A 22,812-nucleotide genomic window follows, 5' to 3' on the forward strand; every position below is an offset into this window, starting at 1 on the left:
GCGTTTCCAATTGATGACGGTCATTCATCGATCAGAGCCTCTTGCACCCATCAGACCGCGCATGGCAGTGGCCAGCACCAAAAGCGCCAAGCCAGCGGCGGTCAGGGTTGCCGCCGTGTAGAAGCCGATCAGGGCCCAGTAAAGGAGGGGCTGCTCGGCTGCATAGATGTCAGGTCCTTTGCGGTTGTTGAGCACCCCGGTCTGCAGGCTTTCCACCACTTCGGTCGCTCCCACAAAGCAACCCCAGCCGATCAAGGCCGCGACGGCGAGGGCCACCATCGACGGTATGCACGGCCGTCGGCGGCTCGGGACATCCGGACGGCCCGTCATGTGCTCACTGCGTTGGTAAACGTCAGGAGGAAGGCGGTTCGGGGCGATGTCTTAGGCATGGCAGTTCGCTGATGCTGGCGGGAAAAACGACTTTACTCGAATGCCCTCTTTTGGATTTAGCGCCCGGCTGCTTCCGGCACTTCTCGATGGCCCGACAGCCGGCTACAGTCGGCCAGGAGCAGCCCCTGGCATCACCCGCTCGGCTGTCCGCATCAGGCTGATTGCAGCCGTTCGCGATCGTCCGCCCGAACGTCCTGTCTCGCCAGCAGCCGACGTCCAAGCGACAGCTCTCTCCGCCGCCTATTCGAAGTGTGGACGTAGACCTGTCCAGCGGGAACGCCGGGGTTGCACACGCTTAGCTGTGCCTGAATTGCGCTGTCGCGTTCAGCCAGTGGTCGATCAGTCCAAATCCACGGTCTTCGCCAAACTTCCTTGTGCCTCGGACCGTACCACCGAATGCTCTGTTGGACTTTCGACAGGGTCGCGCGTGCCTGTGCTGACAGTCCATCTTTTATTTTCCAACATAGCTCAAGCCGAAAGGAGCAATGGCGCGGTTTTCCCGCTGCCCTTGAATAGCCTGACTTCGCGTGGCGGGCGGTTCGCCAAAGAGATCAAGGTTTGCGCCTAGGTGGCCGCCGCTATCATGGTTCGCTGAACAATGGCGCTACGCTCAAGCGAGTATTGCGCCAAACAAGTATTTCAGTAGTTCGTCGCTGAGTTCACGGACGCGAAGCGGTGACTGTGGCAACCCGGCAGCGGTGGAGATTGTTGTGAGCCGGTCACGTAGTCTATCTCCGATCGGCGTTCTCACGAGGGCAGGATCGAGGGTTCCGAAGACCAGTTCCAGCACGAAGTGCATCGCCGCTCGGCGCTCCGACGTCGCATCTTCAAACTCGATGCGTAGCCCCTGGCCTAGTTCAGAACGCAACGCCTCTCGGAGCATAGGCATCGCCTGTTGAGCGACCACGTTAAGTCGCTCGATCACGGCGTCCACGGGCGTCGCGAACACCCATTGTTGAATCTGCAGGCCGGTTTCGGTCTCCGGGTTGTATGTGAGCGGTTGAGTCATGTTGTTGCCCCTTGCTAAGTGGCGGTCGAGATTCCATCGTTCGAGGGATTCGGTCAGGATGTTCTCCGCAGGGGATAGATCCGGACCTGTGGAATTGGCGCTGCGATAAATTCGAAAGCGGGCGAAGAAGTCAATCAGTTGGGTGCTCATCAAGGAGTTGAATGAAAGATCAGTCAAAGCGCTTGCGTCACGCAGCAACCCCAGCACATCCAACCCGCCGAGCGCCGCTTCTTTGCGCTGAAGATCGATCTTTCTATTGATGGTGGCCACTCGGGTGGCAGCGATGAGGTCACTCTCGTAGAGGTGGACATAGCTGCTGACGTGACGCTGAACGCCACATGCAATACCGAGTCTATCGGCGATGAGATGCTGCAGAACCCGAAAGACAAACCAGTTGTAGGGTACTCCCAACCATAGATCGTTCGAACGATTGAACACCGTCATCTCCAGACGGCCACGCACGCGACGCAGAGTCACCTGCGTATTGCAGGGGATGTCTTTCGAATCTAGGCCGAGGTCCTCCGGAGCGTACAAGGTCATCACGACTCGACGAGATGCAGGGCTTGAAGTCAACTCATCGATCGCCGCTTCGATCTGATCGCGCTTGAAATGATGGCGCAAGCGGTATCCATATGCGCCGTGCAAAGTTTGACCGTCGTCCGAAAATCGGTCGTAGCTTCCGATGAACTGTTTAAGAGGCTTGACGTCGTTGCGCCCTGAGACGATCCACGCTGCCTCTATTATAGCGAAGGCCGGATTCCATCCACGGCCGGATAGAAAGATGGTGCGCCCGCCACCATCCAGTTCCACGGTGACCGCCCCCAGGTCCCTGCATGGACCTGCACGCGAGACTTCGAGCGGCCAATCGTGCTGTGTCGCGAGCGCAAGCAGCCGCCAATATGCCTCGTTCGGGGAAAGGCCACGAATGACAATCACGGCGCCCCCAAAAGCGGGAAGCGTTGCCGATTCTTCTCAAGCTTCTTGAGGTACTCGGATTCCAGATCGATGCCTGTCTGCGCCGCAATCTTGATCAAGTAGATGAAGGTGTCCGTCAACTCTTCGGCTAGGGCGGCCTTGCGCTCCTCGTAGGGCGCATCCCCACGTACGACCTTCTTGAGTTCGTTGGCAAATTCGCCGACCTCGCCAACCATGCACACCACAAGATGCTCAAGCTCCTGGAGGTTGTTCGAGGAGATCGGGACGAAGAAAGGCTTGGTCACCCCGTGACCCTTGTCGAAGTCACTCTGAAGCCGCACCAGGGTTGCGAAATCCATCGACAGCTCCTATTTCAGCAGTAGCGTTTCGCGAACATTGTTGACAGCGGTCTGGAATGCCCTGATCTTCTCCGCAGTGTAAATGCCGCGAGACGCGCCTTTGCGCGACGATGCTAAGTCCTTGCACGCGTTGACTGCCTGCATCAACTGGGGCACCAGGAGCCCTCGCTTACCTTCAATGCTGGCGTGCAGACGCGCGTTCTTTTCTATTTGGAAGATGCCAAGCAGCGTTGCGAGTCCCACTTCCGACACCGCGGTCGTCGACCGCGCCACCTCCCCAAGCAGCGTGTCGAGCTCGCGCACGTCACCTTCTTGCATCAAGATTAAGAGTTTAGGCATGAACATTACATTAATCTTGGGTCGTCTCAGTGCCGCGGCTGGGACACTGCGAACGTATGCGTGGAAGGCAAATATGTGCAGATGGACTTTTTCTATCGCCGGAAGCTCTTTGCAGATATCGACGAGATTCTGCCGAATCTCCTCCAGATTGATTCTCAGAAAGTTGCTGACCTCGAGTGCTCGAAAGGTCGCAGTGCAATACAAAACCTCCTTCTCGATCGAGCACTGAAAGGTCAGAAATGACGGTATCGGATTGTCGCCGGATTTGCTGATGTCCTTCTGCGCCAGCAATGAATAGAGCGCTCGATTGCTGGTGGGCTTGTGTTGGAGTTCGTCAACGATGTGTTGGATGCCGTCGCGATAGTACTCTGCATGCGTGAAGTACATGTCGGCCGCGGGGGTCGCTTGACGCCACTGTGCCGCCTCCACGGTGACGTCAGTCATCTTCACACTCTCCAGATCCGACGCGGGGATATCGACGGTCCAATGCCAGTTGAAGACTTCCTTGTTCGCGGTCTTTTCTACGCTGCCCAACATGTCGGCGTGCGCAGCATAGAGTCCATTCTCGTCCATCACAGTTCCTTGGCGTTTATCACAATTTCTTCGTGGATTTCCTGTGGAGGCCGAGTTGCATCAAGCACGAGTTTGCGGCCGGGATAGCCATCAATAATGCGCTCATAGTTTGCCGCGACCTGCGCAAGTTTGTCAGGCGTTTCGTAGCTGTCCAGCGTCGTTCGGGACTGCAGTCGGCGCAACGACTCGGCGACAGGGTTGCGCAGGTAAACCAAGAGGTCCGGGTTCGGGAAATCTCGGTTCAGCCGCTCAACTAGCGCCCAGTCCTCTTCGCGAGTGCAATGATAGGCGTAGGAGGAGAAGAAGTACCGCGTGCTGATCACGGTCGTTCCGCGCTCGAGTGTCGGCATCACGCCGTCCCATTCGTTGTAGAGATGGTCGAAGCGGTCTGCGGAGAACAGATGGGCCATCTGCTGATCAAACCGCTCCGATGCCTGAGCGAAGCGCAGCCGCCCCTTGAAAGCTTGACGGATCATCTGACCGACGGGACCGGCGGACGGCTCCGAGGTCAGATGGCATCGATGACCCTCGTTAACGAGGCGCCTCTCGAGCAAATTTGCCTGAGTCGACGTACCCGAGCCATCCAGGCCTTCGAAAACTATGAATTTCGCGTTCTGCATTTTTTGTTCGACTCAACAATTCTTGATGGATCTCAAAAGGTTGGGCGCGTCCTTGGAGATCGCATAGTGCTCGGAGGTGACCCGCTTGGACCCGTCGATACGGTAAACGGTCGCGCCGTTGACGAATCCCGGCGTGATATACCTGAACGAACCGACGCCGTGAACCTTCATCGAACCCACTCCCATGCCGAGTTCGAGAAGTGCGTGCTGGTGCCCATGCAGGACAAGCGAAAAGCCACGCTTGGCCAAGCGAGTGAGAACGTTGTAGGCGTTCCGGGTCGTGGAGGTGTCTTCGCGCGAAAACGGAATCAAATGATGGTGCAGCACGGCGACTCTAGGTAAATCGTGAATGGGAGTGGCATCCATGTCGGCAAGAACCGCTTCCATCTTTGTCAGGTCAACCAGTCCGAACTCAATGTCTCCGTGGTAGGCGCTGTTGATCAGCAAAAAGTCGACTCCAGGGAAAGTCAAACGGCGGCACGAGTCAGTACTGAACGCGCAACGCTTGTCACGGCGCAAGCTCGCGCTCCAAGCGTCAAAGGTCTCGAAAGGGGAAATGCTCGTTGCGTCCTTCACGACGTCGTGGTTTCCCGGGCACAGGATGACCCGATCGCGCAGAACCTTCGCCTCGTCAAAGACCTGAAACAGTGCGTCTCGTGCCTCCGCATAACCCTGAGCTTGACCCTTGAACGAGATATCGCCGGAAAGAACAACAAAGACATCAGGGCCAGCCTTGTGGAGCAAATCCAAGAGGACTTGTCTCACTTCCTGGCGACTTAGAACACCTTTCGGATCTCCGAAGTGCGGATCGGAGATGTGCAAAAGAGTGGTCGTCATACGAACGCCTCATCGCCTTCCGCGGGGCGGCGAGAAGGCATCGAGGTAGGAAATCCATTGGGGAAGGGCGTCATAGTCAAGGCGCGAAGAGGGGCAGCATAGGAAAAGCGTTAGAGTAACGCATGTTCCGGGGTGTCCTCCGGCGCCTGCATCATATGAGATAACCCATGACCAGCGCGCACAGTCCCAGGGAGGGTTTCGCGCTTTTGACTATCCAGGAAAGGCGATTATCCGGCAACCAGTTAGCGGGTCCTTAGAGCTGTCAGTAACCGCTCGCGAGCGTGTTGCGGAGTTCTCTCACACGGCAGCTAGCGCTCATGTATCTGCAGCAGGCCCTTGTTTGCACGCGCCTGCAGCAGACGGTCATTTTTGAAGACCGTCGCTGCCACGCACCAGGGCGAGCAGTGGCTGAAATTGGCGAAGAAATCGCACTCTGTCAACGGCGGCTTGCACCCTAGGCATCAAGCACATCGTCGCTAAAGACGAATCCTTCTATTACGACTCTCAGACTGACTGCGAGTGTCGTCAGGTGATGACAGAGTACCGCACCCGAGTCAGCACAGCCGCAGCAATGGCCTTCGGTGCGCGCGCAGCGTCGGCAAGGTCGATCCACATCGCGCAGGGCTACATGAGCAACGGAAATCCGTCAAGCACCTGTCGTTGGGCAGGGTGGGCATGAACAGCTGCAATCGCTGCAAGCAGCCATGGGCCAGGCTGGCTCCAACGGCTGCGATGGGTCGTAATCGGCCACTCACTCAGCGGCGGCTTTCAGCCCCCAAGCGGACGTTCGTTGCGCCGGATCTACTCCACCTTTGCAATCAGGCGAGTGCTTTGAGCGCTAGCCGGCGGCCCTTGCGGCGATACCACCACGTCAGCCCCGCCCATGCCAGTGCCCAAACGGCGAGGATCGCAGCGATGAAGGGCCAGAAAATGAAAGTGGAGACGTCGTCCCAGCCGGGCGCGGTACGCTTGAGGCCGATGGGCGCGCTGATTTCCAGTTCGATTTGCTCACCCTGAAGCGCCGGCCCGACCTCTTCCACCGTGAAGGTCAGGTGCGAAGTTCCCTTTGCCAGCTTGGGGAAGGGCGCTGCGGTCTGGGGCAGCGCACCGTCGAAATGGCTTTCAGGCCAGAGCTTGCGGTAGAAATGCGCCGCGCTGGCGGCGCTGCGCGGGGCCGCGGCCATCACGACGTTCAGCCCCGCGCCATCGCGCACACGAATCCGCACCGGCTCTCCGGGGTTGATGAAGCCGGGCGCGCCCACACGGCGGGTGTAGTCGCCCAATTCGGGCCGCTCGCTGCCGGTCGGGCCGCCGAAACGCGCCTCCATCCATAGGGGCGCTTCACGGATGCGGTAAACCTCGGCGTGTGCCGTCTGTCCGGCCGTAAGCGTGATCGGCGTTAGCGTCGCCTCGGCGGAAGGCACATACCGCAGCATGCCCAGCGCAAACCACGCCATGGCGGCCAGCCAGAATACCCCGCTCACCACCAGCGACATCTTGCAGATTGTGCGCCACATATCCTGCTATCCGGAATTTTCCAGCGGGAAAGCGTACCCGATTTCAGGCGTGAGATTTCGACGCCATACCGGTCCGGACCCGCACCGTAGCCCGCTGACCGCCGCTATACCCTGACAAGAAAATGGCCGGCCAACATCAATGACCCTGCGCCTATACCTCCGATGCGCCCTCGGCCTACAGGAACCCGATCCATCTGCCCGCTACCAGGCAGCCAGTCCATAGCAGCAGCGAGGCGGCGGCCTGGCAGCGCAGCGCGCCGGAAGGGCGGCCGCCCTGTAATACCTTGTCCCATGCTTTGCTCCGGCGCACGAACCAGGCGTTGATTGCGCCCGCGCCCAACAGGCCCATCTTCACTACAAATGCCGGATTTTGCAGGTATTCCTGCCCCCGCACGGTGAACAGCGTGGCGCCGGTCAGTACGGCCAGCGCAAGGCCAGCCGTGGCCGTGCGCGCCAACACAGGCGCCAGGAGCGCCAAGGAAGTGGGCTTGAGGACGCCGAGCAGCCGCAGGTCCAGCGGGACGATCGAACCGATCAACAGGCCGATGGCGCCGATATGGGCGGCGTTGACCAGAAGATAGAGCGTTGCCGACTGTCGCAGCCACAGCGTCGGCGGGAGGGCCGTAAGCTGTTCCAGGGCCAGGCGAAGCGGTTCGGGCATGGCTGAGGGCCGTGGGGTTCAGGGCTTTTTAATGCGGGAGGGATAGATGTCGTAGGTCTTGCCGCCCACCATGATCTGGACAGCCTTCATACGTTTGTTGCCGGCGTCCTGGTCGCGGTTGCCAATGGCGGTGATGGCGTCGCCCGGCTTGGCGGAACCTTCGACGAATCCCGCTTCCTTCGTCTGGGTGGGATTGCCCAGTTCGACCACCCAGACACCGTCATTGGCTCGCACCTTCAACGTGGGATGGGGCGGCGCGACCTGCACTTGCTCGACCGTGCCCTGCAAGGTCATCTGTTCGGATTCCGCCCAAGACCAACCGTGATGCGCCATGGCCGCGGGGGCCACTGCCGACAGCGCGGATAGCGCCAGCCCTGCCAATAACACGCGTTTGGATAGCTTCATGTCGATGCTCCTGGATTGCGGTTGGGCGGTCGCCATGGCCCGGCGCTGCGGCGTGGCGGCCAGTGAACCAAGCATAGCAGCGGGACAGCGGTTCCTGCCACGGTGGGCAGCGGCTATGCCTGACCCGCGTCGGACAACGTCCGCGCCGTGCGCCAAGCCAACGCAACACGCGCCGGCGCCTCAGTGCGTCAGCCGGCCGCCGCTGACCATCCAGCGCGTTCCAAACCGGTCCACCAGCGCCCCATACGCCTCGGCCCAGAATGTTTTTTGCAACGGCATGGTCACATTGCCGCCATCTGACAATTGCTCGAACACGCGTTGCGCATCCGACACCGTGGGGTAGGCCAGCGACAGCGCCATGCCTTTCTTGCCGGGATAAGGGTGCCCGGCCGTGGCGTCGCTGCCCATCAGGGTTTGTTCGTCCAGCGCCAGCCGCGCGTACATGATGCGTTCGGCGTCTTCGGCTGACAGGGCGGGCATGGCGGCGTCGGCGGGGGCGTCGGCGTAGCGGATCATGGCTTCGATCCGGCCGCCCAGGACGCGTTCGTAGAAATGCAGCGCGTCGGCGCAGTTGCCGTCGAAGCTGAGGTAGGCGGAGAGTTGGGGCATGATGTCTTCCTGGTGGGGCAGGGCAGGCGCCGGGGCAGCCGTTGCCGATCTATGATGGAAGGCCCGACTCGTGATGCCGAAGGAGCCTGTCCATGCAACAAGGTAGCTGCCACTGCGGACAGATAGAATTCGAAGTCGATGGTGACGTGTCGCAGGTGCTGGAGTGCAACTGTAGCCACTGTAGCCGCAAAGGCTATCTGTTGTGGTTCGTGCCGCGCGCCGTTTGGATTCGGGGCCAGCCCCCAAGGCGAAGAAACCGCGGCGGTGAACGCGCGCTGCCTGGAAACCGTGGACATCAATGCGTTGACGCGCATTCCCTGCGATGGCCGCCATGCGTGAAATCCCCCATCTGAAACCGGAATAACGTAAAGGAACCCACGCATGAGCACAGTCAAATTGCTGTCGGACGAAGAGGTCCGCAAAAGCCCCGAGGCGTGGGCGGTGTTCGAAGACATCCGCGCCACGCGTAAATCCGATTTCGTGAACAATTTCTGGCGCGCGCTGGCCAACGACCCGGCGCAGCTGCGGCGCGTGTGGGCGCAGCTAAAGCAGGTAATGATGGCGGAGGGCGAACTGTCGCCGCTGGTGCGCGAAATGATCTACATCGCGGTGTCCACGGCCAACGGGTGCTCTTACTGCGTGCATTCGCACACGGCGGCGGCCAAGGCCAAGGGCATGACCGACGGCCAGCATGCCGAACTGCTATCGGTGATTGGCATGGCGGCGCAGACCAACGCGATGGTGACCGCCATGCAGGTGCCAGTGGACGCCGCTTTCCAGGTCAAGTCTTAACAGGCCCCAGGAGGCAGCCATGGCGCTGATCCCGCTGTTCCCCTTATCCAACGCGCTGTTTCCCGCCGGCGTGCTGCACCTGCGGATTTTCGAGGTGCGCTATCTGGATATGATCCGCCGCTGCATCGCGGAAGGCAGCGAGTTTGGCGTGGTGGGGCTGCTGGCGGGCAGCGAGGTCCGTTCGCCGGAGGGCGTCGAGACCCTGGCTCCCGTCGGCACGATGGCGCGCATCGCGTCGTGGGACGCGCCGATGCCGGCGTTGCTGCAGGTGCGCTGCATCGGCACCGGGCGTTTCCGGCTGCTTTCCAGCGAGGTGGCAAAATACGGTCTTTGGATGGGTGGCACCGAGCCCATCGCCGACGATCCGCCCACGCCCGTGCCGACGGCCATGCAGGCCAGCGCCGATGCGCTGGGCCGGCTGGTGGCGCAATGGCAGCAAGACGGCGTGCCCACCGAAAGGATGCCTTTGGCGCCGCCGTACCGGCTGGATGACTGCGGCTGGGTGGCGGATCGCTGGTGCGAGCTGCTGCCATTGCCGCCGGACGACAAGGCCCGGCTGTTGGGCCTGACCGACCCGGTGGCGCGGTTGGCGGCCATTCAGGACTTGCTGCGCGGCCAGGGGCTGGCATAGCGGGTTGCCTGTCGGAAACGCCGGGCGAGTAACCTTTTTGGACATCATGGATATCAGGATTGACGAGGGCCTGCGCGCCTATATAGACCCCTTGACCGAGGACGAGCACGAGGCGCTGGAACGCAGCCTGCTGGCCGAGGGCTGCCGCGACGCGCTGGTGCTGTGGGGCGATCTGCTGGTGGACGGGCACAACCGCTACGCCATCTGCCAGAAACACGGCATCGAATTTCAGACCCGCCAGAACACCACGTTCAAATCGATCGAAGACGTGCATTTGTGGATGATCGAAAACCACTTGGGCCGGCGCAGCGTGTCGGACTTCCAGCGGGGCGTGTTGGCGTTGCGCAAGAAGGAAATCCTGCTGTCGCGCACGCCGCCCGAAGGTAGCGCGGCCCCGCAGGCCGCATCGCCTGACGCGGCGGCGGCCGACGGTTCTCCGCCTTGGGACGAGGATGCGTCGGGCGCCGATGCGTCGGGCGCCGCTGCGTCGGGCGCCGAAGGCGGGCCTCGCCTGCCGCCGAACATCTCGTGGACCCCGCCCGTGCCCAGCCGCCAGGCGTTGGCGCGCGCGGCGCGCATCAGCAGTAATACGCTGGGCCAGATCGAAAAGATCCAGAAAGACGCCGCGCCCGAACTGGTGCGCGCGGTGAAATCGGGCGCGATTTCCATCAACGCCGCCGCGGCGGTGGCGTCGTTGCCGCCCGAACGCCAGGCGGCGGCCGTGGCCGGCGGCAAGAAAGAACTGCAACAGGCCGCGCGCGAAGTGCGCCTGGCCAAGGCGCCGCCGCCCCGCGAAGCCCCACCCGAGGTGCCCATTGAAAGTATCGCGGACCTGCCGGCCGAAGTGGCGCGGCTGCGTGGCGTACTGGCGCGTTTGACGGATGAGCGCGACCAGTTGAAGAAGAAGGTGATGCACCTGACGATCGCGCTGGCGGAAGCCCGCAACGGCGGCAGCGCCGGCGACGATTAAGAAGGAATGCCGGGTGCATGCACGAATAAGGGATAACCCTTATTCGTGTTATGTACGAAAAAAATTCGTGGATCGTTGGGAATTTATATCGTTTTGAGGAAAGGCGTGGCGGGCTTTGTAATGCATGTTCGCTTAATCGCTTCACGCATTCACTCCTGACTTCCTTATGACTCCCATCGGTTACCGCATTCTTTCCCGGCCCGCGCCGGCCGTCGACGCTGACGTGCTGGCGGGCTTTGCCGGCATCGGCTCGGCTCAGATCAGCGACTGCATGAATCGCCTGTATGGCGTGTCGGGCCTGCGCCCGTTGCATGCCGGCACGCGCCGCACCGTGGGCCAGGCCTTGACCGTCAAGACCCGTCCCGGCGATAACCTGATGATCCACAAGGCGATTTCGCTGGGTGGCGCGGGTGACGTGATCGTCGTCGACGGCGCTGGCGACACCAGCAACGCGCTGGTCGGCGAACTGATGATGATGGACGCGCAATCGCGCGGCGTCGAAGGCTTCGTTATCGACGGCGCCGTGCGGGACCTGGACGTCTTCGCCCAGGGCGAGTTCGGTTGTTTTGCGCGCGCCGTGTCGCACAAGGGACCGTACAAGGATGGCCCCGGTGAAATCAATGTGCCGGTGTCCGTGGGCGGGCAGGTGGTCAACCCGGGCGACGTGGTCGTGGGCGATGCCGACGGCGTCGTGGTGATCCCGGCCGAATTTGCGGTGGCCGTGCTGGCGCTGGCGCAAAAGAAGGAAGCCGACGAAGCCGTGGCCAAGGAAAAGCTGCGCGCCGGCACCTACACCAAGCCGTGGCTGGAAAAGACCCTGGCCGAGAAGAGGGGGGCGGCAAAATGAGCATCGTCGCCGACCGTATCAAGCGCATCAAGCTGTCGCCCAGCGTCGCCGCGCGCGCCATCATCGCCGAACTGCGCGAACAAGGCCGCCGCATCATCGACCTGACGATCGGCGAACCGGATTTCTCGACGCCCGAGCATATCCGTCTGGCGGCAACCGCGGCCATGAACCGCGGCGAAACCAAGTATCCGCCCGCCCAGGGCACGGTCGCCCTGCGCCGCGCCGCAAGCGTCCATCTGCGGGAAGCGACAGGGGTCGACTACCCCGTGGCGCGAATCATCGTCAGCACGGGCGCCAAGCAGGTGATCTTCAATGGGCTGGCCGCCACCTTGAACGAGGGCGACGAGGTGCTGATCCCCGCGCCGTTCTGGGTGTCGTACCCGGACATGGTGCTGGTCAACGGTGGCACGCCGGTCGCCGTGCAGACGTCGCCCGCTACCGATTACAAAGTCACCCCGGAAGCGCTGGAGCGCGCGATCACGCCGCGCACCAAATGGCTGATGATGAACGCGCCCAGCAACCCGACGGGATCGGTCTATACGGCCGATGAGTTGCGCGGCCTGACCGACGTGCTCAAGCGCCATCCGCACGTGTGGCTGATGACCGACGACATCTACGCGCGCCTTAACTTCACGGGCGAGGCCACCGTCCATCCCTTGCAGGTCGCGCCCGAGCTGGCCGCCCGCACGCTGGTGGTCAACGGCGTGTCCAAGGCTTACGCGATGACGGGCTGGCGCATCGGTTACGGCGCCGGCCCCGACGAATTGATCAAGGCAATGGCCATCCTGCAGTCGCAAAGCACGTCGGGCGCATCGTCCGTCAGCCAGGCGGCGGCGCTGGAGGCGTTGTCGGGTCCGCAGGATTGCGTGGCCGAGTTCGCCCGCGTGTTCCGCGAACGCCGCGACCTGGCGATCGCCGAATTATCCGGCGCGCCGGGCTTGGCGATTGTCGTGCCGCAAGGCGCGTTCTATGTCTTTCCGGATTGCTCGGGCCTGCTGGGCAAGAAGACGCCCGCGGGCGATGTGATCGCCACCGACACCGACCTGACGCATTACCTGCTGCGCGAAGCGGGCGTGGCGGTCATCGATGGCCATGCCTATGGCGCGCCGGGTACCTTCCGGCTGTCGTTCGCCGCATCCCTGGACGATATCAAGCAGGGATGCGCGGCCATCCGTGAAGCCTGCGCCAAGCTGGCCTGAGGCCACGCCGCGCCTTTCATTCCAGTACGACCACCACACAAACAGACAAGGGGAATCAACCATGAAACGTCACTCTCTCTTCGCGGCCTGCCTGGGGCTGGCCACGTTGGCGCTGGGCGCCGTTGCCCAGGCCGACCAGGTCGACGACATCAAGGCGCGCGGCGAACTCGTCTGCGGCACGCTTGGCACCTCGCAGCCGTTCAGCTTCCAGGACGGCGCCACGCGCCAATTGGTGGGCTATGACGTGGACGTGTGCAAGCTCGTGGCCGACAAGCTGGGCGTCAAGGTCAATTACAAGCTGCTGTCGGTGGCGGCGCGCGTGCCGGAACTGAACGAAGGCCGCGTGGACATCCTGGCGGCCAATCTGGGCTATTCGCCCGACCGCGCCGAGCAGATCGCGTTCAGCCACGCTTACTACGTCAGCCCGCAGAAACTGTTGGTACGCAAGGACTCGGGCCTGGACTCGATAGAGGCCCTGAACGGCCGCCGCATCGGCGCTACCAAGGGATCCAGCTCGGAGCGCGAGATCAAGCGCATCCTGAACAAGTCGCAGGTCATCGGCTACGGCGACAGCTCGGCCACCTATCTGGCCTTGCAGCAAAAGAAGGTGGACGCGCAGTTCGCCTCGGAACTGGTGCTGGTGCGCCTGGTGCTGCAAAGCCCGCCGACCGCGCCCGTCAGCGTGATCGCCAAGTCGGTGTTCGACGAGCCGTGGGGCCTGGGCGTGCGCAAGTCGGAACCGCGCTTTCTGCAAACGGTGAACCAGGCGCTGGACGAAGCAGAAACCTCCGGCGCGGCCGCCACGCTGTTCAACAAGTGGTTCGGGCCCGATACGCCGTACAAGCTGGAACGCAGCTTCAAGATCGGCCCCATCGCCGGCTAGGCTGTCGGAGATCGATCGCTTTATGAGCCTACTTGACGCTTCCCAATACCAGCTGCTGCTAAGCGGCATGGTGGTCACCGTGCAGCTGTTCCTGGTTGCCTGGGTCATGGCCTTCACCATTGCGGTGACGCTGGTGGTGGTGCGCGCCACCAACCTGGCGCCGTGCCGCTGGGTGGTGGACGCTTATGTGGAATATCACCGTAACGTGCCGCTGCTGGTGCAGGTGCTGTTCTGGTATTTCGGCATGCCCGAATTGCTGCCCGAAGGCTTCCGGATGTGGCTGTACGAGCACAACGCCGAGATGTCGCTGGCGGCGATCGCGCTGGCGCTGGGGTCGGCCGCCTACATCGCGGAAGACATCCGCAGCGGGTTGCGCGCCATTCCCGGCACGCAGTTCGAAGCGGCCCGCGCGCTGGGCGCCAGCTACCTGCAATGCATGCGCTTCGTGATCGTGCCGCAGGCCGTGCGCATTTCGATCCCGCCGCTGGTGGGCCGGGCGCTGCTGCTGTTCAAGAACACCAGCGTGGCAATGGCGATCGGCGTGATGGAGCTGACTTATCAGGCGCGCGAAATTGAAAACGAGACCTACCGCACGTTTGCCACGTTCGGCGCGGCGACGATCATGTACCTGCTGGGATCTTTCCTCATCATGGCGGTCGGGTCGCGCATTTACGCCCGTTATCGTCTGAACCGCGGAGGCCACGGTGCTTGATCTGCTCTTGCAATACTGGCCGACGCTGCTGGTCGGGCAATATCCCAACGGTCCGCTGGGCGGGTTGGCGCTGACGCTTATCCTGGCGGCGCTGGGCCTGGCGATGTCGATGCCGCTGGCGCTGTTGATCGCGCTGGCCCGGGTCAGCCCGTTCGGCTGGCTGCGCGTGGCCAGCAAGGCGCTGGTCAACGTCGTGCGCGGCATGCCGTTGTTGATGCTGATCTTCTGGGCCTACTTTGTGGTGCCCAAGCTGACCGGGCAAGTCGTCAGCGGCTTCTGGACGCTGATCTTCGCATTGGTGGTCTACGAAAGCGCGTACCTGTCGGAAGTGATCCGCTCGGGTATCGAGGCGGTGCCGCGCGGCCAGATCGAGGCGTCGCGCTCACTGGGCGTGGGCTACTGGACGACGATGCGCAAGGTGGTCTTGCCGCAGGCGCTGTTCAACGTGCTGCCCAGCATGACCAGCCAGTTCGTGTCCACCATCAAGGAAACGTCGTTGGGCTACGTCATCAGCGTGAACGAACTGACCTTTGCGGCCAATCAGGTCAACAACCTGGTGCTGACCCAGCCGCTGCAGGTGTTCGGCATCCTGGCCATTATCTATTTCCTGGTGTGCTTCAGCCTGAGCCGCGGCTTGAGCTGGCTGGACCTGCGTATCCGCCGCTCGCGCGCCATGGCTTAGGGCCGTTAACACCAAAAGAAGCCAAACATGATCAATCTTGAAAAAGTGAACAAGTGGTACGGCGCGCATCATGTGCTGAAAGACGTGGACCTGTCGGTGGCGCGCGGCGAAGTGCTGGTGGTGTGCGGGCCGTCGGGGTCGGGCAAGTCCACCATGATCCGCACGATCAACCGTCTGGAACCGATTGAAAAAGGCCGCATCCTGATCGACGGCGCGGACATCTACGCCAAGGGCGCCAACCTGAACGCGCTGCGCCAGAAGATCGGCTTCGTGTTTCAGCAATTCAATCTGTTCCCGCACATGAGCGTGCTGGAAAACGTGATTTTCGCACCCGTCAACATCCGCAAACAGCCGCGCAAGCAGGCGGTGGAGCTGGCGCGCGCCCTGCTTGAGCGGGTGGGGCTGGAACACAAGATCGACGCCTATCCGGGGGCGTTGTCCGGCGGCCAGCAGCAGCGCGTGGCGATCGCCCGCGCGCTGGCCCTGCAACCGCCGGTGATGCTGTTCGACGAGCCCACCAGCGCGCTGGACCCGGAGATGGTGGGCGAGGTGCTGCAGGTGATGAAGGGGCTGGCCAAAGACGGCATGACGATGGTGTGCGTGACCCACGAAATGGGGTTTGCGCGCGACGTCTGCGACCGGGTGGTTTTCATGGATGGCGGCGAGATCCTGGAAATGGATACGCCCGAGCGCTTTTTCAGCGCGCCATCCCATCCGCGCGCGCAGCGCTTCCTGGCCGACATCCTGCATCCGCGCGGCTAAGGGCGCGGCGGACGCGGCGGCGATGGTAAGGTTAGGGGTTCCCATGCGTTTTGCCTCGACCGCCGCGATGTACACCCTTAAACAGCTAGAGGCCTTTTACTGGAGCTCCGAATTGGGCAGCTTCAGCGCGTCGTCCCGCAAACTGCACACCACGCAGTCGGCCGTGGCCAAGCGGGTGGGCGAACTTGAAGCCTTTGCCGGGTCGCCGCTGTTCGAGCGGCGCGCCAAGAAATTGGTGATGACCCCGCAGGGCCGCAAGCTGTTCGAACTGGCCCGTGAAATGTTGGACCTGAACAGCCGCATCGTGCAGAACATGGCCGATCCGGCCAGTTTCGAAGGCGTGGTGCGGCTGGGCGTGACCGAACTGGTGGGCATGACCTGGCTGGCGCGGCTGATCAATCAGATCAGCCAGCGCTACCCTCGCGTGCAATTGATGCCCGAGATCGACGGCGGCATCACGCTATACGAAAGGCTGGAACAAGATCAGATCGACCTGGCCATCATGCCCGGGCCGTTCTGGAGCTATCAATACGATTGCACCCATTTAGGCGCGGTCACCAATGTGTGGATGGCCAGCCCCGCGCTGGACATCGATTTTTCGGCCCGCCTGACACCGCAGGACCTGGCGCCGTATCCGGTGATATCGCAACCCACGAACTCGGCCTTGTCGCATCTGTACGACGCGTGGTTCGCGGAACAGGGCCTGCCGGTCAAGCGCGTGCTCACGTGCAACAGCTTGGGGATGATGGCGCAGCTGACGATGCTGGGGCTGGGCATCAGCTACCTGCCCGGCGCGTATTTCGCGCCGCTGGTCGAGCGCGGCGCGCTATGCCGGCTGGATGTGCGGCCAGACCTGCCCACCATCAATTACTACGCCGTGCATAAGAAGAACATCGTCAACCCGATTGTGTCGCGGGTGATCGATATCGCGCGCGAGGAATGCGCGTTCGAGGTGGCGGGGGCGTTCTTGCCCCATGTGCCGCCGGCCGCGTTGCGGCGGCAAGCATAGGCGGCAGGCCGGCGGGCGCCGGCCCCAAGGCGGGCTTAACCGCAGCGGATCGCCGTCATGACGTCCTTGTCGTCCACGATCAGGTTCAGGCGGGTCGCGTTGTATTCCATGGTGACAAGCTGGCCGGGGCGCAAAATGCGCGCGGTGGCGCTGCCGCTGCGCGTGCGCAGGTCTTCCATGGCCGACGGGGTGGCCTTTTGGCCGATCTGCGATTGCAGGGCGGTGGCGTCGCATGTTTTGCCGCCGCTTGTGGCGCCGGGGATGTTGGACGACGAGCCATAGGACGATCCGCCGTAGGTGGCACCGCCGGACGACCCCGATGAGCTTGACGCGCTAGAGGAGCTGGAGGCTGCCGGCGCGCGACTGGACGAGGATGACGTCCCGGTATTGGCGCATGCGCTCAGGCTGGCAACCAGCAGGAAAGGGATCAGCTTGCGGATCATGTAATGCTCCTTACAACTACGCGACAAAAAAAGCCATGATAGACCAGCCGGAGCGGCCTGTAATCAGGAGCCTTGGGGCGCCTGCATGCCGGGCATCGCGGGCAGGCGATCGGCCAGGAACTGGATCAGCAGCCGGGCCCGCAATGGCTGGTAGCGGCGCGAGGGGTAAATCAGGAACGCTTCCTGTGGCGCGCCGCTCCATTTGGGCAAGACGCGCAGTAATTGGCCGTCGGCTACCAGGTCCTGCACCAGCCAGGCGGGGCACAGGCCCACGCCGGCGCCCATCGCCAGCGTTTCCCGGATGGCCAGGGCATTGTTGACGCGGTACCGTCCCTGCGTCTGGACGCTGGCACGGGTGGCGCCCTGGTGCAGCTCCAGGGTGTCGCCAGCGGGCAGCCACGCGAACCGGACGTAGTCGTGGGCCGCCAGGTCCTCGGGCGTGCGGGGTTTGCCATGGCGGGCCAGATAGGCAGGCGCCGCGACCAGATGGCGCGGCGACAGGGCGACTTTGCGGGCGATGGCGTTGGGCGGCAGGTCGCCGCCCAGGCGCAGCGCCACGTCTACGCCTTCTTCCACCAGGTCGACGAAACGGTCGTTCAGGATCAGTTCGACCTGAATGTCGGGATAGGCGTCCAGGAATTCCCGGATCAACGCATTCAGCCGGAACTGGCCCAACGCGACGGGCGCGTTGACGCGCAGGAAACCGGCGGGCTGCTCGGTCTGGCCTCGGGCGTCGGCCACGGCCTCGGCGTATTCCTCCAGCACCCGGTTGGCGCGTTCGTAGAAGCGCTTGCCTTGTTCGGTGGGCACGACGCGTGTCGTGCTGCGTTCCAGCAGGCGCACGCTCAAGTCTTTCTCAAGCGCCGCGACGATCTTGCTGAGCGCGGGCTGGGTCAGACCTTGTTCGCGGGCGGCAGCGGACAAGGTGCCAAGTTCCACGGCGCGGACGAAGGCCCGCATGGCGCGCAAGGTATCCATAGGCTGGGCATTCCATTTTGGAAGAAGCGGTATGCATTGTAGGGGTCTACCTGCTTTTTCGGGAAGAACCTATCGTGACGGCATCCCTGTTTACCGCTTCCCGTCCTCAAGGAGATGCCATGAAGTCCGCCATGAACCGTCATTCGTTTTTCCGCGCCGCGAGCCTGGTTGCGGCCAGTGTTGCGTGGATGCCATCCGCCACGCAGGCGGCCGCGTCGGCGCCCGCATCGCAAGCCGCCTGGGTCAGCTCATGGTCCGCCAGCCCGCAGCCGTTATGGGACGCATCGTTCGTGCTGCCCACCGGTATGCCCGCGCAAGTTGCGGACCAGACACTGCGCGAGACCGTCAAGATCAGCCTGGGCGGCAAGCGCTTGCGCGTGGTGCTGTCCAACCGCTACGGCACTCAGCCATTGGTGATCGGCGCGGCCCGTGTGGCAAAGGCGGGAGCGGGGTCGGCCATCGACCCGGCATCGGATCGGGCGCTGCGTTTTGGCGGCCGGCTGGGGGTGACGGTCGCGGCTGGCGCCCAGGTGGTCAGCGACCCCGTGGACTTGCCCGTGGCCCCGTTGAGCGAGCTGGCCGTCAGCACCTATTTCCCGCAGCCCACCCCCGTTGCCACGTTCCATTGGGGCGCGCAGCAAACCGCCGCGTGGGCAGAGGGCGACGTCAGCGGCGCGTCCGCCTTGCCGGGCGCCACCGCGTTGCAGGGGCGCGCGTTCCTGGCGGGGATCTGGGTGGAAAGCGTTGCCAATACGCCCGTCGTGGTGGCGTTCGGGGATTCGTTGACCGATGGCAACGGCTCCACGCCCGGTGCCAACCGCCGTTGGCCGGACATCCTGGCCCGCCGGCTGGCGCCGCAGGGCGTGGGCGTCGTCAATGCGGGCATTTCGGGTGCGCGGGTGTGGGGCGACAAGATGGGCGTGAACGCGATGGCCCGCTTCGAGGCCGATGTGTTGGCGCAACCCGGCGTGCGCACGGTAGTCGTGCTGATGGGCATCAACGATATCGGTTGGCCGGACAGCGGTTTCGCGCCCGACGATGCGCCGATGACGGCGGCCCGGCTGGTGGAGGGGTATCGGCAATTGGCCGAGGCGGCACGCGCCCGCAACGTGCGCATCGTGGGAGCGACCATCGCGCCCTATGAAGGTTCGTTGCACGGCACGCCGCTCGCGGACCATTACAGCCCGGCCAAGGATGCGGTGCGGCGCGAGGTGAACCAGTGGATCCGCGATAGCGGCGTGTTTGACGCCGTGGTGGATATGGACGCTGTGCTGCGCGACCCGGCACACCCCGCGCGTCTGTTGCCGGCCTATGATTCGGGCGACCACCTGCACCCCGGGGACGCGGGTTACCAGGCGATGGCGCAGGCGTTGGATGACGGTATTTTGTTCGGCCGGTGAACCGCTCGTTGATGCTGCGGCCGGTCAATGGAAGTTGCGGCTGTGGGTGGCCAGTCCGCCCAGCAAGTCGGACAGGTCCACCAGCCGCTGCGCGATCAGGTGACGCACGCCATCCACGCTCTGCCAGGCGCCGTAGACGCCCAGCAGCTTGGCGCCCAGCAATTCGCGGCGCTGGCGTTCGATCAGTTCAGGCCGCACGACCACGTTCACGGGGCCGGTCTCGTCTTCCAGCGTGACGAAGATCACGCCTTTTGAGGTTTGCGGCCGCTGGCGCACGGTGACGATGCCGCAGGCGCGCGCCACGCGCTTATCGGGATAGCCGTTCAGGACGTCGGCCGGCTGGAAATTGCGGGCCGCCAATTGGTTGCGCAGCAGCGCCACCGGATGGGTATGCAGGGTCAGGCCCACGCTGCGGTAATCGGCCGCGACGGTCTGGCTTTCCGACGGCGCCTGCAGCCGCGGCGCCTGGGTTTCCTGGATGGCGGCATCGCGCAGCAAGTCACGGCTTTGCACGCTGGCGGCGGCTTCCCAACTGGCTTGGCGCCGATGGCCCGCCAGGGTGCGCAGCGCATCGCCCGCAGCCAGCGCGTTCAAGTCATGGCGGTTGAGCGCGGCGCGCCGGGCCAGGTCGGCGGTGTCGGCGAAAGGCGATTGGGCGCGCGCGTCCTCGATGCGCCGGGCGGCGTCTTCGCGCATGCCCTGGATCAGGCTCAAGCCCAGGCGGACGGCGGGACGCGGGGCGTCGGGGCCAGGGGCATGCGGACGGGCGCTGCGCCGGGCGCCAGGGTGGCCGTCCGGCAAGGCCTCCAGCGCGGAGTCCCAACCGCTGACGGTGACGTCTGCGGGCAGCACGCAGACGCCATGGCGGCGGGCATCCTGCACCAGTTGGGCGGGCGCGTAGAAGCCCATGGGCTGGGAGTTGAGCAGGGCAGCCAGAAAGGCTTCGGGTTCGTGCCGCTTCAGCCACGAACTGGAATACGCCAGCAGCGCGAAGCTGGCGGCATGGCTTTCCGGGAAGCCGTACTCGCCAAAGCCTTCCACTTGCCGGAACAGCGCTTCCGCGAAGTCCAGCGTGTAGCCGTGAGCCAGCAGGCCGCCCACCAATTTGACGCGGAATTTGTCCACGCCGCCCTTGCGCTTCCAGGCGGCCATCGACCGGCGCAACTGGTCGGCTTCGCCCGGCGTGAAGCCCGCGGCCACCACGGCAATCTGCATCACCTGTTCCTGGAAGATGGGCACGCCCATGGTCCGGCTGAGCACGCCGCGGACTTTTTCGCTGGGGTAGGTTACTTCTTCTTTTTTCTGGCGGCGGCGCAGATAGGGGTGGACCATGCCGCCCTGGATCGGGCCGGGCCGCACGATGGCCACCTGCACGACCAGATCGTAGTATTGACGCGGCCGCAGGCGGGGCAGCATCGTCATCTGCGCGCGTGATTCGATCTGGAACACGCCGACGGTGTCGGCGTCGCAGATCATATCGTAGGTGGCGTCGTCGCCTTCGGGAATGTCCTGCAGCGTCAGCGGCTTGCCACGGCGCTGGCCGGCCAGTTCCAGGGTGCGGCGCAGCGCCGACAGCATGCCCAGCGCCAGCACGTCCACCTTCAGCAGTTTCAGGGCGTCCAGGTCGTCCTTGTCCCATTGCACGACGCTGCGGTCTTCCATGGCGGCGTTTTCGATCGGCACCAGGCGCGACAGTTTCCCGCGTGAAATCACAAAGCCGCCGGGATGCTGGGACAGATGGCGGGGAAAGCCCATCAGAGTCTGGGCCAGCGACGCCCATTGGCGGGCGACCGGGGATTCCGGGTCCAGTCCGCAGGCGCCCAGCGTGCGCAGCATTTCCTTCTTGCCGTCCCACCATTGATGGGCGCGCGCCACGGCGTCGATGACGCCCAGGTCCACGCCCAACGCGCGGCCGGTATCGCGCAGCACGCTGCGCGGCCGGTACGAGATGACCACGGCGGTCAGTGCGGCACGCTGCCGGCCGTACTTGCGGTAGATGTACTGAATGACCTCTTCGCGGCGCTGGTGTTCGAAGTCCACGTCGATGTCGGGGGGCTCGTTGCGTTCCTTGCTGATGAAACGTTCGAACAGGTTGTTGCCGCGCACGGGGTCCACCGCGGTGATGCCCAGGCAGTAGCAGACCGCCGAGTTGGCCGCCGAGCCGCGGCCCTGGCACAGGATGCCTTCGTTGCGGGCGTACTGCACGATGTCGTAGACGGTCAGGAAATAGGCTTCGTATTGCAGGTCGGAGATCAGGTCGAGTTCTTTTTCGATCTGTTCGGTCACGATGTCTGGCACGCCGGCGGGAAAGCGGCGGGCCGCGCCCGCCAGGGTTTCCTGGCGCAGGTAGGTAGCCGGCGTGTGCCCGGGCGGCACGATCTCGTCGGGGTATTCGTAGCGCAGCTCGTCCAGGGAAAACGCGCAACGGCGCGCCACCGCCAGCGTTTGCGCCAAGGCCTCCGGCGGATACAGGTTGGCCAGCCGCATGCGGGTGCGCAAGTGCTGTTCGGCGTTGCCGGACAGTTCGTAGCCGCATTGGGACACCGGCTGGCGGGTGCGGATGCCGGTCAGCGTGTCGTGCAGCGGCTTGCGCGACCGCACGTGCATTTGCACCTGGCCTACCGCCACGATGGGCAGGTCCGCCGCGTTCGCGGCGTTTTCGATGGCGGCGCGGTGCAGGTCGTCGCGCGACTGATACAGCAGGTTCAGGCCGACCCAGGCGCGGTGGGGAAAGACGCGCGCCAGCCAGCGCGCCTGTTCGGCCAGGCGGTCGGCGTCGGTGCCGTAGGCGGGCGTCAGGATGGCCAGGCATTCGGGCAGGTGGCGCAGATGCGCGTAGCCTTCCGGCGGATCGGTCAGGTCTTCCGGCGCCAGCCGGTATTCGCCTTTAGGCGCGCGGGTGCGGGCCAGCGTGATGAGTTCGGACAGATTGCCGTAGCCTTCGCGGGTCTGCGCCAGCAGGGTCAGCCCCAGCGGCGCCGCGTCGGGGGCGGCGCGCAGCTGGAAGGTGGCGCCGATGATCAGCGGCAGCTTCAGGGCCTTGGCTTCCATGTGTGCGCGCACCACGCCCGCCAACGAACATTCGTCGGTTAGCGCCAGCGCGGCGTAGCCCAGTTCCGCGGCGCGCGCGACCAGCTCTTCCGGGTGCGAGGCCCCTTGCAGGAAAGAAAAGTTCGACTGGCATTGCAGTTCGGCATAGCCGGGCAACGCCGCGGGCGGGGCGGACGGATCGGGGGCGTCGAAGGCGTCGTCGTGCATGATGCGGACGGC

Annotated in this window: 24 protein-coding genes; 11 read left to right on the top strand and 13 right to left on the bottom strand. The window is 63.8% G+C overall.

Annotation, left to right across the window (positions count from 1 at the left end; translation table 11 throughout):
• Positions 1-24: 24 nt before the first annotated feature.
• The 10 genes from ACI0FO_RS22225 to ACI0FO_RS22270 form a co-directional block, all read right to left on the bottom strand.
• Positions 25-279 carry a hypothetical protein gene (locus ACI0FO_RS22225; protein ID WP_416030217.1) on the bottom strand — a complete coding sequence of 85 codons (255 nt, stop codon included), beginning with the start codon at positions 277-279 and terminating at the stop codon, positions 25-27.
• A gap of 721 nt (positions 280-1,000) precedes the next feature.
• On the bottom strand, positions 1,001-2,335 hold the full coding sequence (locus ACI0FO_RS22230) for a thymidylate synthase (protein WP_416030218.1): 1,335 nt from the start codon (positions 2,333-2,335) through the stop codon (positions 1,001-1,003).
• Positions 2,332-2,673: a MazG nucleotide pyrophosphohydrolase domain-containing protein gene (locus ACI0FO_RS22235; RefSeq protein WP_416030220.1), complete on the bottom strand. Its 342-nt coding sequence runs from the start codon at positions 2,671-2,673 to the stop codon at positions 2,332-2,334. Before ACI0FO_RS22235 ends, ACI0FO_RS22230 begins: the two co-directional genes overlap by 4 nt.
• A 9-nt stretch (positions 2,674-2,682) precedes the next feature.
• Positions 2,683-3,585 (bottom strand): hypothetical protein, encoded by a 903-nt coding sequence (locus ACI0FO_RS22240; RefSeq protein ID WP_416030222.1) that lies wholly within the window; start codon positions 3,583-3,585, stop codon positions 2,683-2,685.
• Entirely contained in the window at positions 3,585-4,205 is a 621-nt protein-coding gene (gene tmk, locus ACI0FO_RS22245) for a dTMP kinase (RefSeq protein WP_416030224.1), read from the bottom strand. Before tmk ends, ACI0FO_RS22240 begins: the two co-directional genes overlap by 1 nt.
• A gap of 12 nt (positions 4,206-4,217) precedes the next feature.
• Positions 4,218-5,042: a metallophosphoesterase family protein gene (locus ACI0FO_RS22250; RefSeq protein ID WP_416030226.1), complete on the bottom strand. Its 825-nt coding sequence runs from the start codon at positions 5,040-5,042 to the stop codon at positions 4,218-4,220.
• An 818-nt stretch (positions 5,043-5,860) separates the two neighbouring features.
• Positions 5,861-6,559, bottom strand: coding sequence for a hypothetical protein (locus ACI0FO_RS22255; RefSeq protein ID WP_416030228.1), 699 nt, complete (start codon positions 6,557-6,559; stop codon positions 5,861-5,863).
• A gap of 175 nt (positions 6,560-6,734) precedes the next feature.
• On the bottom strand, positions 6,735-7,220 hold the full coding sequence (locus ACI0FO_RS22260; RefSeq protein WP_416030229.1) for a DUF6644 family protein: 486 nt from the start codon (positions 7,218-7,220) through the stop codon (positions 6,735-6,737).
• 18 nt (positions 7,221-7,238) lie between these two features.
• Positions 7,239-7,625, bottom strand: a complete 387-nt coding sequence (locus tag ACI0FO_RS22265) for a DUF6152 family protein (RefSeq protein ID WP_416030231.1) — start codon at positions 7,623-7,625, stop codon at positions 7,239-7,241.
• Between the two features lie 180 nt (positions 7,626-7,805).
• On the bottom strand, positions 7,806-8,234 hold the full coding sequence (locus tag ACI0FO_RS22270) for a VOC family protein (protein WP_416030233.1): 429 nt from the start codon (positions 8,232-8,234) through the stop codon (positions 7,806-7,808).
• A 381-nt stretch (positions 8,235-8,615) separates the two neighbouring features.
• Between ACI0FO_RS22270 and ACI0FO_RS22275 the strand changes: the two genes are divergently transcribed.
• From ACI0FO_RS22275 to ACI0FO_RS22320, 10 genes are all read left to right on the top strand, one after another.
• A complete protein-coding gene (locus ACI0FO_RS22275) occupies positions 8,616-9,026 on the top strand; it encodes a carboxymuconolactone decarboxylase family protein (RefSeq protein ID WP_416030235.1) in 411 nt (136 codons plus the stop codon).
• Positions 9,027-9,045: 19 nt separating this feature from the next.
• A complete protein-coding gene (locus tag ACI0FO_RS22280) occupies positions 9,046-9,657 on the top strand; it encodes an LON peptidase substrate-binding domain-containing protein (protein WP_416030237.1) in 612 nt (203 codons plus the stop codon).
• Between the two features lie 46 nt (positions 9,658-9,703).
• Positions 9,704-10,627 carry a hypothetical protein gene (locus ACI0FO_RS22285; RefSeq protein WP_416030239.1) on the top strand — a complete coding sequence of 308 codons (924 nt, stop codon included), beginning with the start codon at positions 9,704-9,706 and terminating at the stop codon, positions 10,625-10,627.
• A gap of 166 nt (positions 10,628-10,793) precedes the next feature.
• The gene (locus ACI0FO_RS22290; protein WP_416030241.1) at positions 10,794-11,474 is read left to right on the top strand and encodes an RraA family protein; all 681 of its coding nucleotides are present in this window, start codon (positions 10,794-10,796) and stop codon (positions 11,472-11,474) included.
• A complete protein-coding gene (locus ACI0FO_RS22295) occupies positions 11,471-12,673 on the top strand; it encodes an aminotransferase class I/II-fold pyridoxal phosphate-dependent enzyme (RefSeq protein ID WP_416030243.1) in 1,203 nt (400 codons plus the stop codon). The genes ACI0FO_RS22290 and ACI0FO_RS22295 overlap by 4 nt, the downstream gene beginning before the upstream one ends.
• Before the next feature lie 61 nt (positions 12,674-12,734).
• A complete protein-coding gene (locus ACI0FO_RS22300; protein ID WP_416030245.1) occupies positions 12,735-13,556 on the top strand; it encodes an ABC transporter substrate-binding protein in 822 nt (273 codons plus the stop codon).
• 22 nt (positions 13,557-13,578) lie between these two features.
• Entirely contained in the window at positions 13,579-14,268 is a 690-nt protein-coding gene (locus ACI0FO_RS22305; protein WP_183013395.1) for an amino acid ABC transporter permease, read from the top strand.
• Positions 14,261-14,950 (top strand): amino acid ABC transporter permease, encoded by a 690-nt coding sequence (locus ACI0FO_RS22310; RefSeq protein WP_054421595.1) that lies wholly within the window; start codon positions 14,261-14,263, stop codon positions 14,948-14,950. The genes ACI0FO_RS22305 and ACI0FO_RS22310 overlap by 8 nt, the downstream gene beginning before the upstream one ends.
• Positions 14,951-14,977: 27 nt before the next feature.
• Positions 14,978-15,712 carry an amino acid ABC transporter ATP-binding protein gene (locus ACI0FO_RS22315; RefSeq protein WP_416030248.1) on the top strand — a complete coding sequence of 245 codons (735 nt, stop codon included), beginning with the start codon at positions 14,978-14,980 and terminating at the stop codon, positions 15,710-15,712.
• A gap of 43 nt (positions 15,713-15,755) precedes the next feature.
• The gene (locus tag ACI0FO_RS22320; RefSeq protein WP_369868269.1) at positions 15,756-16,721 is read left to right on the top strand and encodes a LysR family transcriptional regulator; all 966 of its coding nucleotides are present in this window, start codon (positions 15,756-15,758) and stop codon (positions 16,719-16,721) included.
• 35 nt (positions 16,722-16,756) lie between these two features.
• On the opposite strand, the gene ACI0FO_RS22325 is transcribed toward ACI0FO_RS22320, so the two are convergent.
• Positions 16,757-17,164 carry an I78 family peptidase inhibitor gene (locus ACI0FO_RS22325; RefSeq protein WP_416030250.1) on the bottom strand — a complete coding sequence of 136 codons (408 nt, stop codon included), beginning with the start codon at positions 17,162-17,164 and terminating at the stop codon, positions 16,757-16,759.
• A gap of 63 nt (positions 17,165-17,227) precedes the next feature.
• Positions 17,228-18,142, bottom strand: a complete 915-nt coding sequence (locus ACI0FO_RS22330; RefSeq protein WP_416030252.1) for a LysR family transcriptional regulator — start codon at positions 18,140-18,142, stop codon at positions 17,228-17,230.
• A gap of 119 nt (positions 18,143-18,261) precedes the next feature.
• On the opposite strand from ACI0FO_RS22330, the gene ACI0FO_RS22335 reads away from it, so the two are divergent.
• Positions 18,262-19,542 carry an SGNH/GDSL hydrolase family protein gene (locus tag ACI0FO_RS22335; RefSeq protein WP_416030253.1) on the top strand — a complete coding sequence of 427 codons (1,281 nt, stop codon included), beginning with the start codon at positions 18,262-18,264 and terminating at the stop codon, positions 19,540-19,542.
• Positions 19,543-19,566: 24 nt separating this feature from the next.
• Here the strand turns inward: ACI0FO_RS22335 and ACI0FO_RS22340 are convergent, their stop codons facing one another.
• Positions 19,567-22,800: an error-prone DNA polymerase gene (locus ACI0FO_RS22340; RefSeq protein ID WP_416030255.1), complete on the bottom strand. Its 3,234-nt coding sequence runs from the start codon at positions 22,798-22,800 to the stop codon at positions 19,567-19,569.
• Positions 22,801-22,812: the final 12 nt, after the last annotated feature.

Origin of the sequence: Achromobacter marplatensis, assembly GCF_049060505.1 — a bacterium.
Lineage (GTDB): Bacteria > Pseudomonadota > Gammaproteobacteria > Burkholderiales > Burkholderiaceae_B > Achromobacter > Achromobacter marplatensis_A.

Excerpts from the sequence above, each read along its gene's own strand:
- ACI0FO_RS22340 (WP_416030255.1), bottom strand. The coding sequence starts at position 22,800 with ATGCACGACGACGCCTTCGACGCCCCCGATCCGTCCGCCCCGCCCGCG.
- ACI0FO_RS22285 (WP_416030239.1), top strand. The coding sequence starts at position 9,704 with ATGGATATCAGGATTGACGAGGGCCTGCGCGCCTATATAGACCCCTTG.
- ACI0FO_RS22235 (WP_416030220.1), bottom strand. The coding sequence starts at position 2,673 with ATGGATTTCGCAACCCTGGTGCGGCTTCAGAGTGACTTCGACAAGGGT.
- ACI0FO_RS22295 (WP_416030243.1), top strand. The coding sequence starts at position 11,471 with ATGAGCATCGTCGCCGACCGTATCAAGCGCATCAAGCTGTCGCCCAGC.
- ACI0FO_RS22315 (WP_416030248.1), top strand. The coding sequence starts at position 14,978 with ATGATCAATCTTGAAAAAGTGAACAAGTGGTACGGCGCGCATCATGTG.
- ACI0FO_RS22280 (WP_416030237.1), top strand. The coding sequence starts at position 9,046 with ATGGCGCTGATCCCGCTGTTCCCCTTATCCAACGCGCTGTTTCCCGCC.
- tmk (WP_416030224.1), bottom strand. The coding sequence starts at position 4,205 with ATGCAGAACGCGAAATTCATAGTTTTCGAAGGCCTGGATGGCTCGGGT.
- ACI0FO_RS22225 (WP_416030217.1), bottom strand. The coding sequence starts at position 279 with ATGGTGGCCCTCGCCGTCGCGGCCTTGATCGGCTGGGGTTGCTTTGTG.
- ACI0FO_RS22290 (WP_416030241.1), top strand. The coding sequence starts at position 10,794 with ATGACTCCCATCGGTTACCGCATTCTTTCCCGGCCCGCGCCGGCCGTC.
- ACI0FO_RS22270 (WP_416030233.1), bottom strand. The coding sequence starts at position 8,234 with ATGCCCCAACTCTCCGCCTACCTCAGCTTCGACGGCAACTGCGCCGAC.
- ACI0FO_RS22335 (WP_416030253.1), top strand. The coding sequence starts at position 18,262 with ATGAAGTCCGCCATGAACCGTCATTCGTTTTTCCGCGCCGCGAGCCTG.
- ACI0FO_RS22330 (WP_416030252.1), bottom strand. The coding sequence starts at position 18,142 with ATGGATACCTTGCGCGCCATGCGGGCCTTCGTCCGCGCCGTGGAACTT.
- ACI0FO_RS22305 (WP_183013395.1), top strand. The coding sequence starts at position 13,579 with ATGAGCCTACTTGACGCTTCCCAATACCAGCTGCTGCTAAGCGGCATG.
- ACI0FO_RS22260 (WP_416030229.1), bottom strand. The coding sequence starts at position 7,220 with ATGCCCGAACCGCTTCGCCTGGCCCTGGAACAGCTTACGGCCCTCCCG.
- ACI0FO_RS22255 (WP_416030228.1), bottom strand. The coding sequence starts at position 6,559 with ATGTGGCGCACAATCTGCAAGATGTCGCTGGTGGTGAGCGGGGTATTC.
- ACI0FO_RS22325 (WP_416030250.1), bottom strand. The coding sequence starts at position 17,164 with ATGATCCGCAAGCTGATCCCTTTCCTGCTGGTTGCCAGCCTGAGCGCA.
- ACI0FO_RS22300 (WP_416030245.1), top strand. The coding sequence starts at position 12,735 with ATGAAACGTCACTCTCTCTTCGCGGCCTGCCTGGGGCTGGCCACGTTG.
- ACI0FO_RS22320 (WP_369868269.1), top strand. The coding sequence starts at position 15,756 with ATGCGTTTTGCCTCGACCGCCGCGATGTACACCCTTAAACAGCTAGAG.
- ACI0FO_RS22250 (WP_416030226.1), bottom strand. The coding sequence starts at position 5,042 with ATGACGACCACTCTTTTGCACATCTCCGATCCGCACTTCGGAGATCCG.
- ACI0FO_RS22275 (WP_416030235.1), top strand. The coding sequence starts at position 8,616 with ATGAGCACAGTCAAATTGCTGTCGGACGAAGAGGTCCGCAAAAGCCCC.
- ACI0FO_RS22265 (WP_416030231.1), bottom strand. The coding sequence starts at position 7,625 with ATGAAGCTATCCAAACGCGTGTTATTGGCAGGGCTGGCGCTATCCGCG.
- ACI0FO_RS22240 (WP_416030222.1), bottom strand. The coding sequence starts at position 3,585 with ATGGACGAGAATGGACTCTATGCTGCGCACGCCGACATGTTGGGCAGC.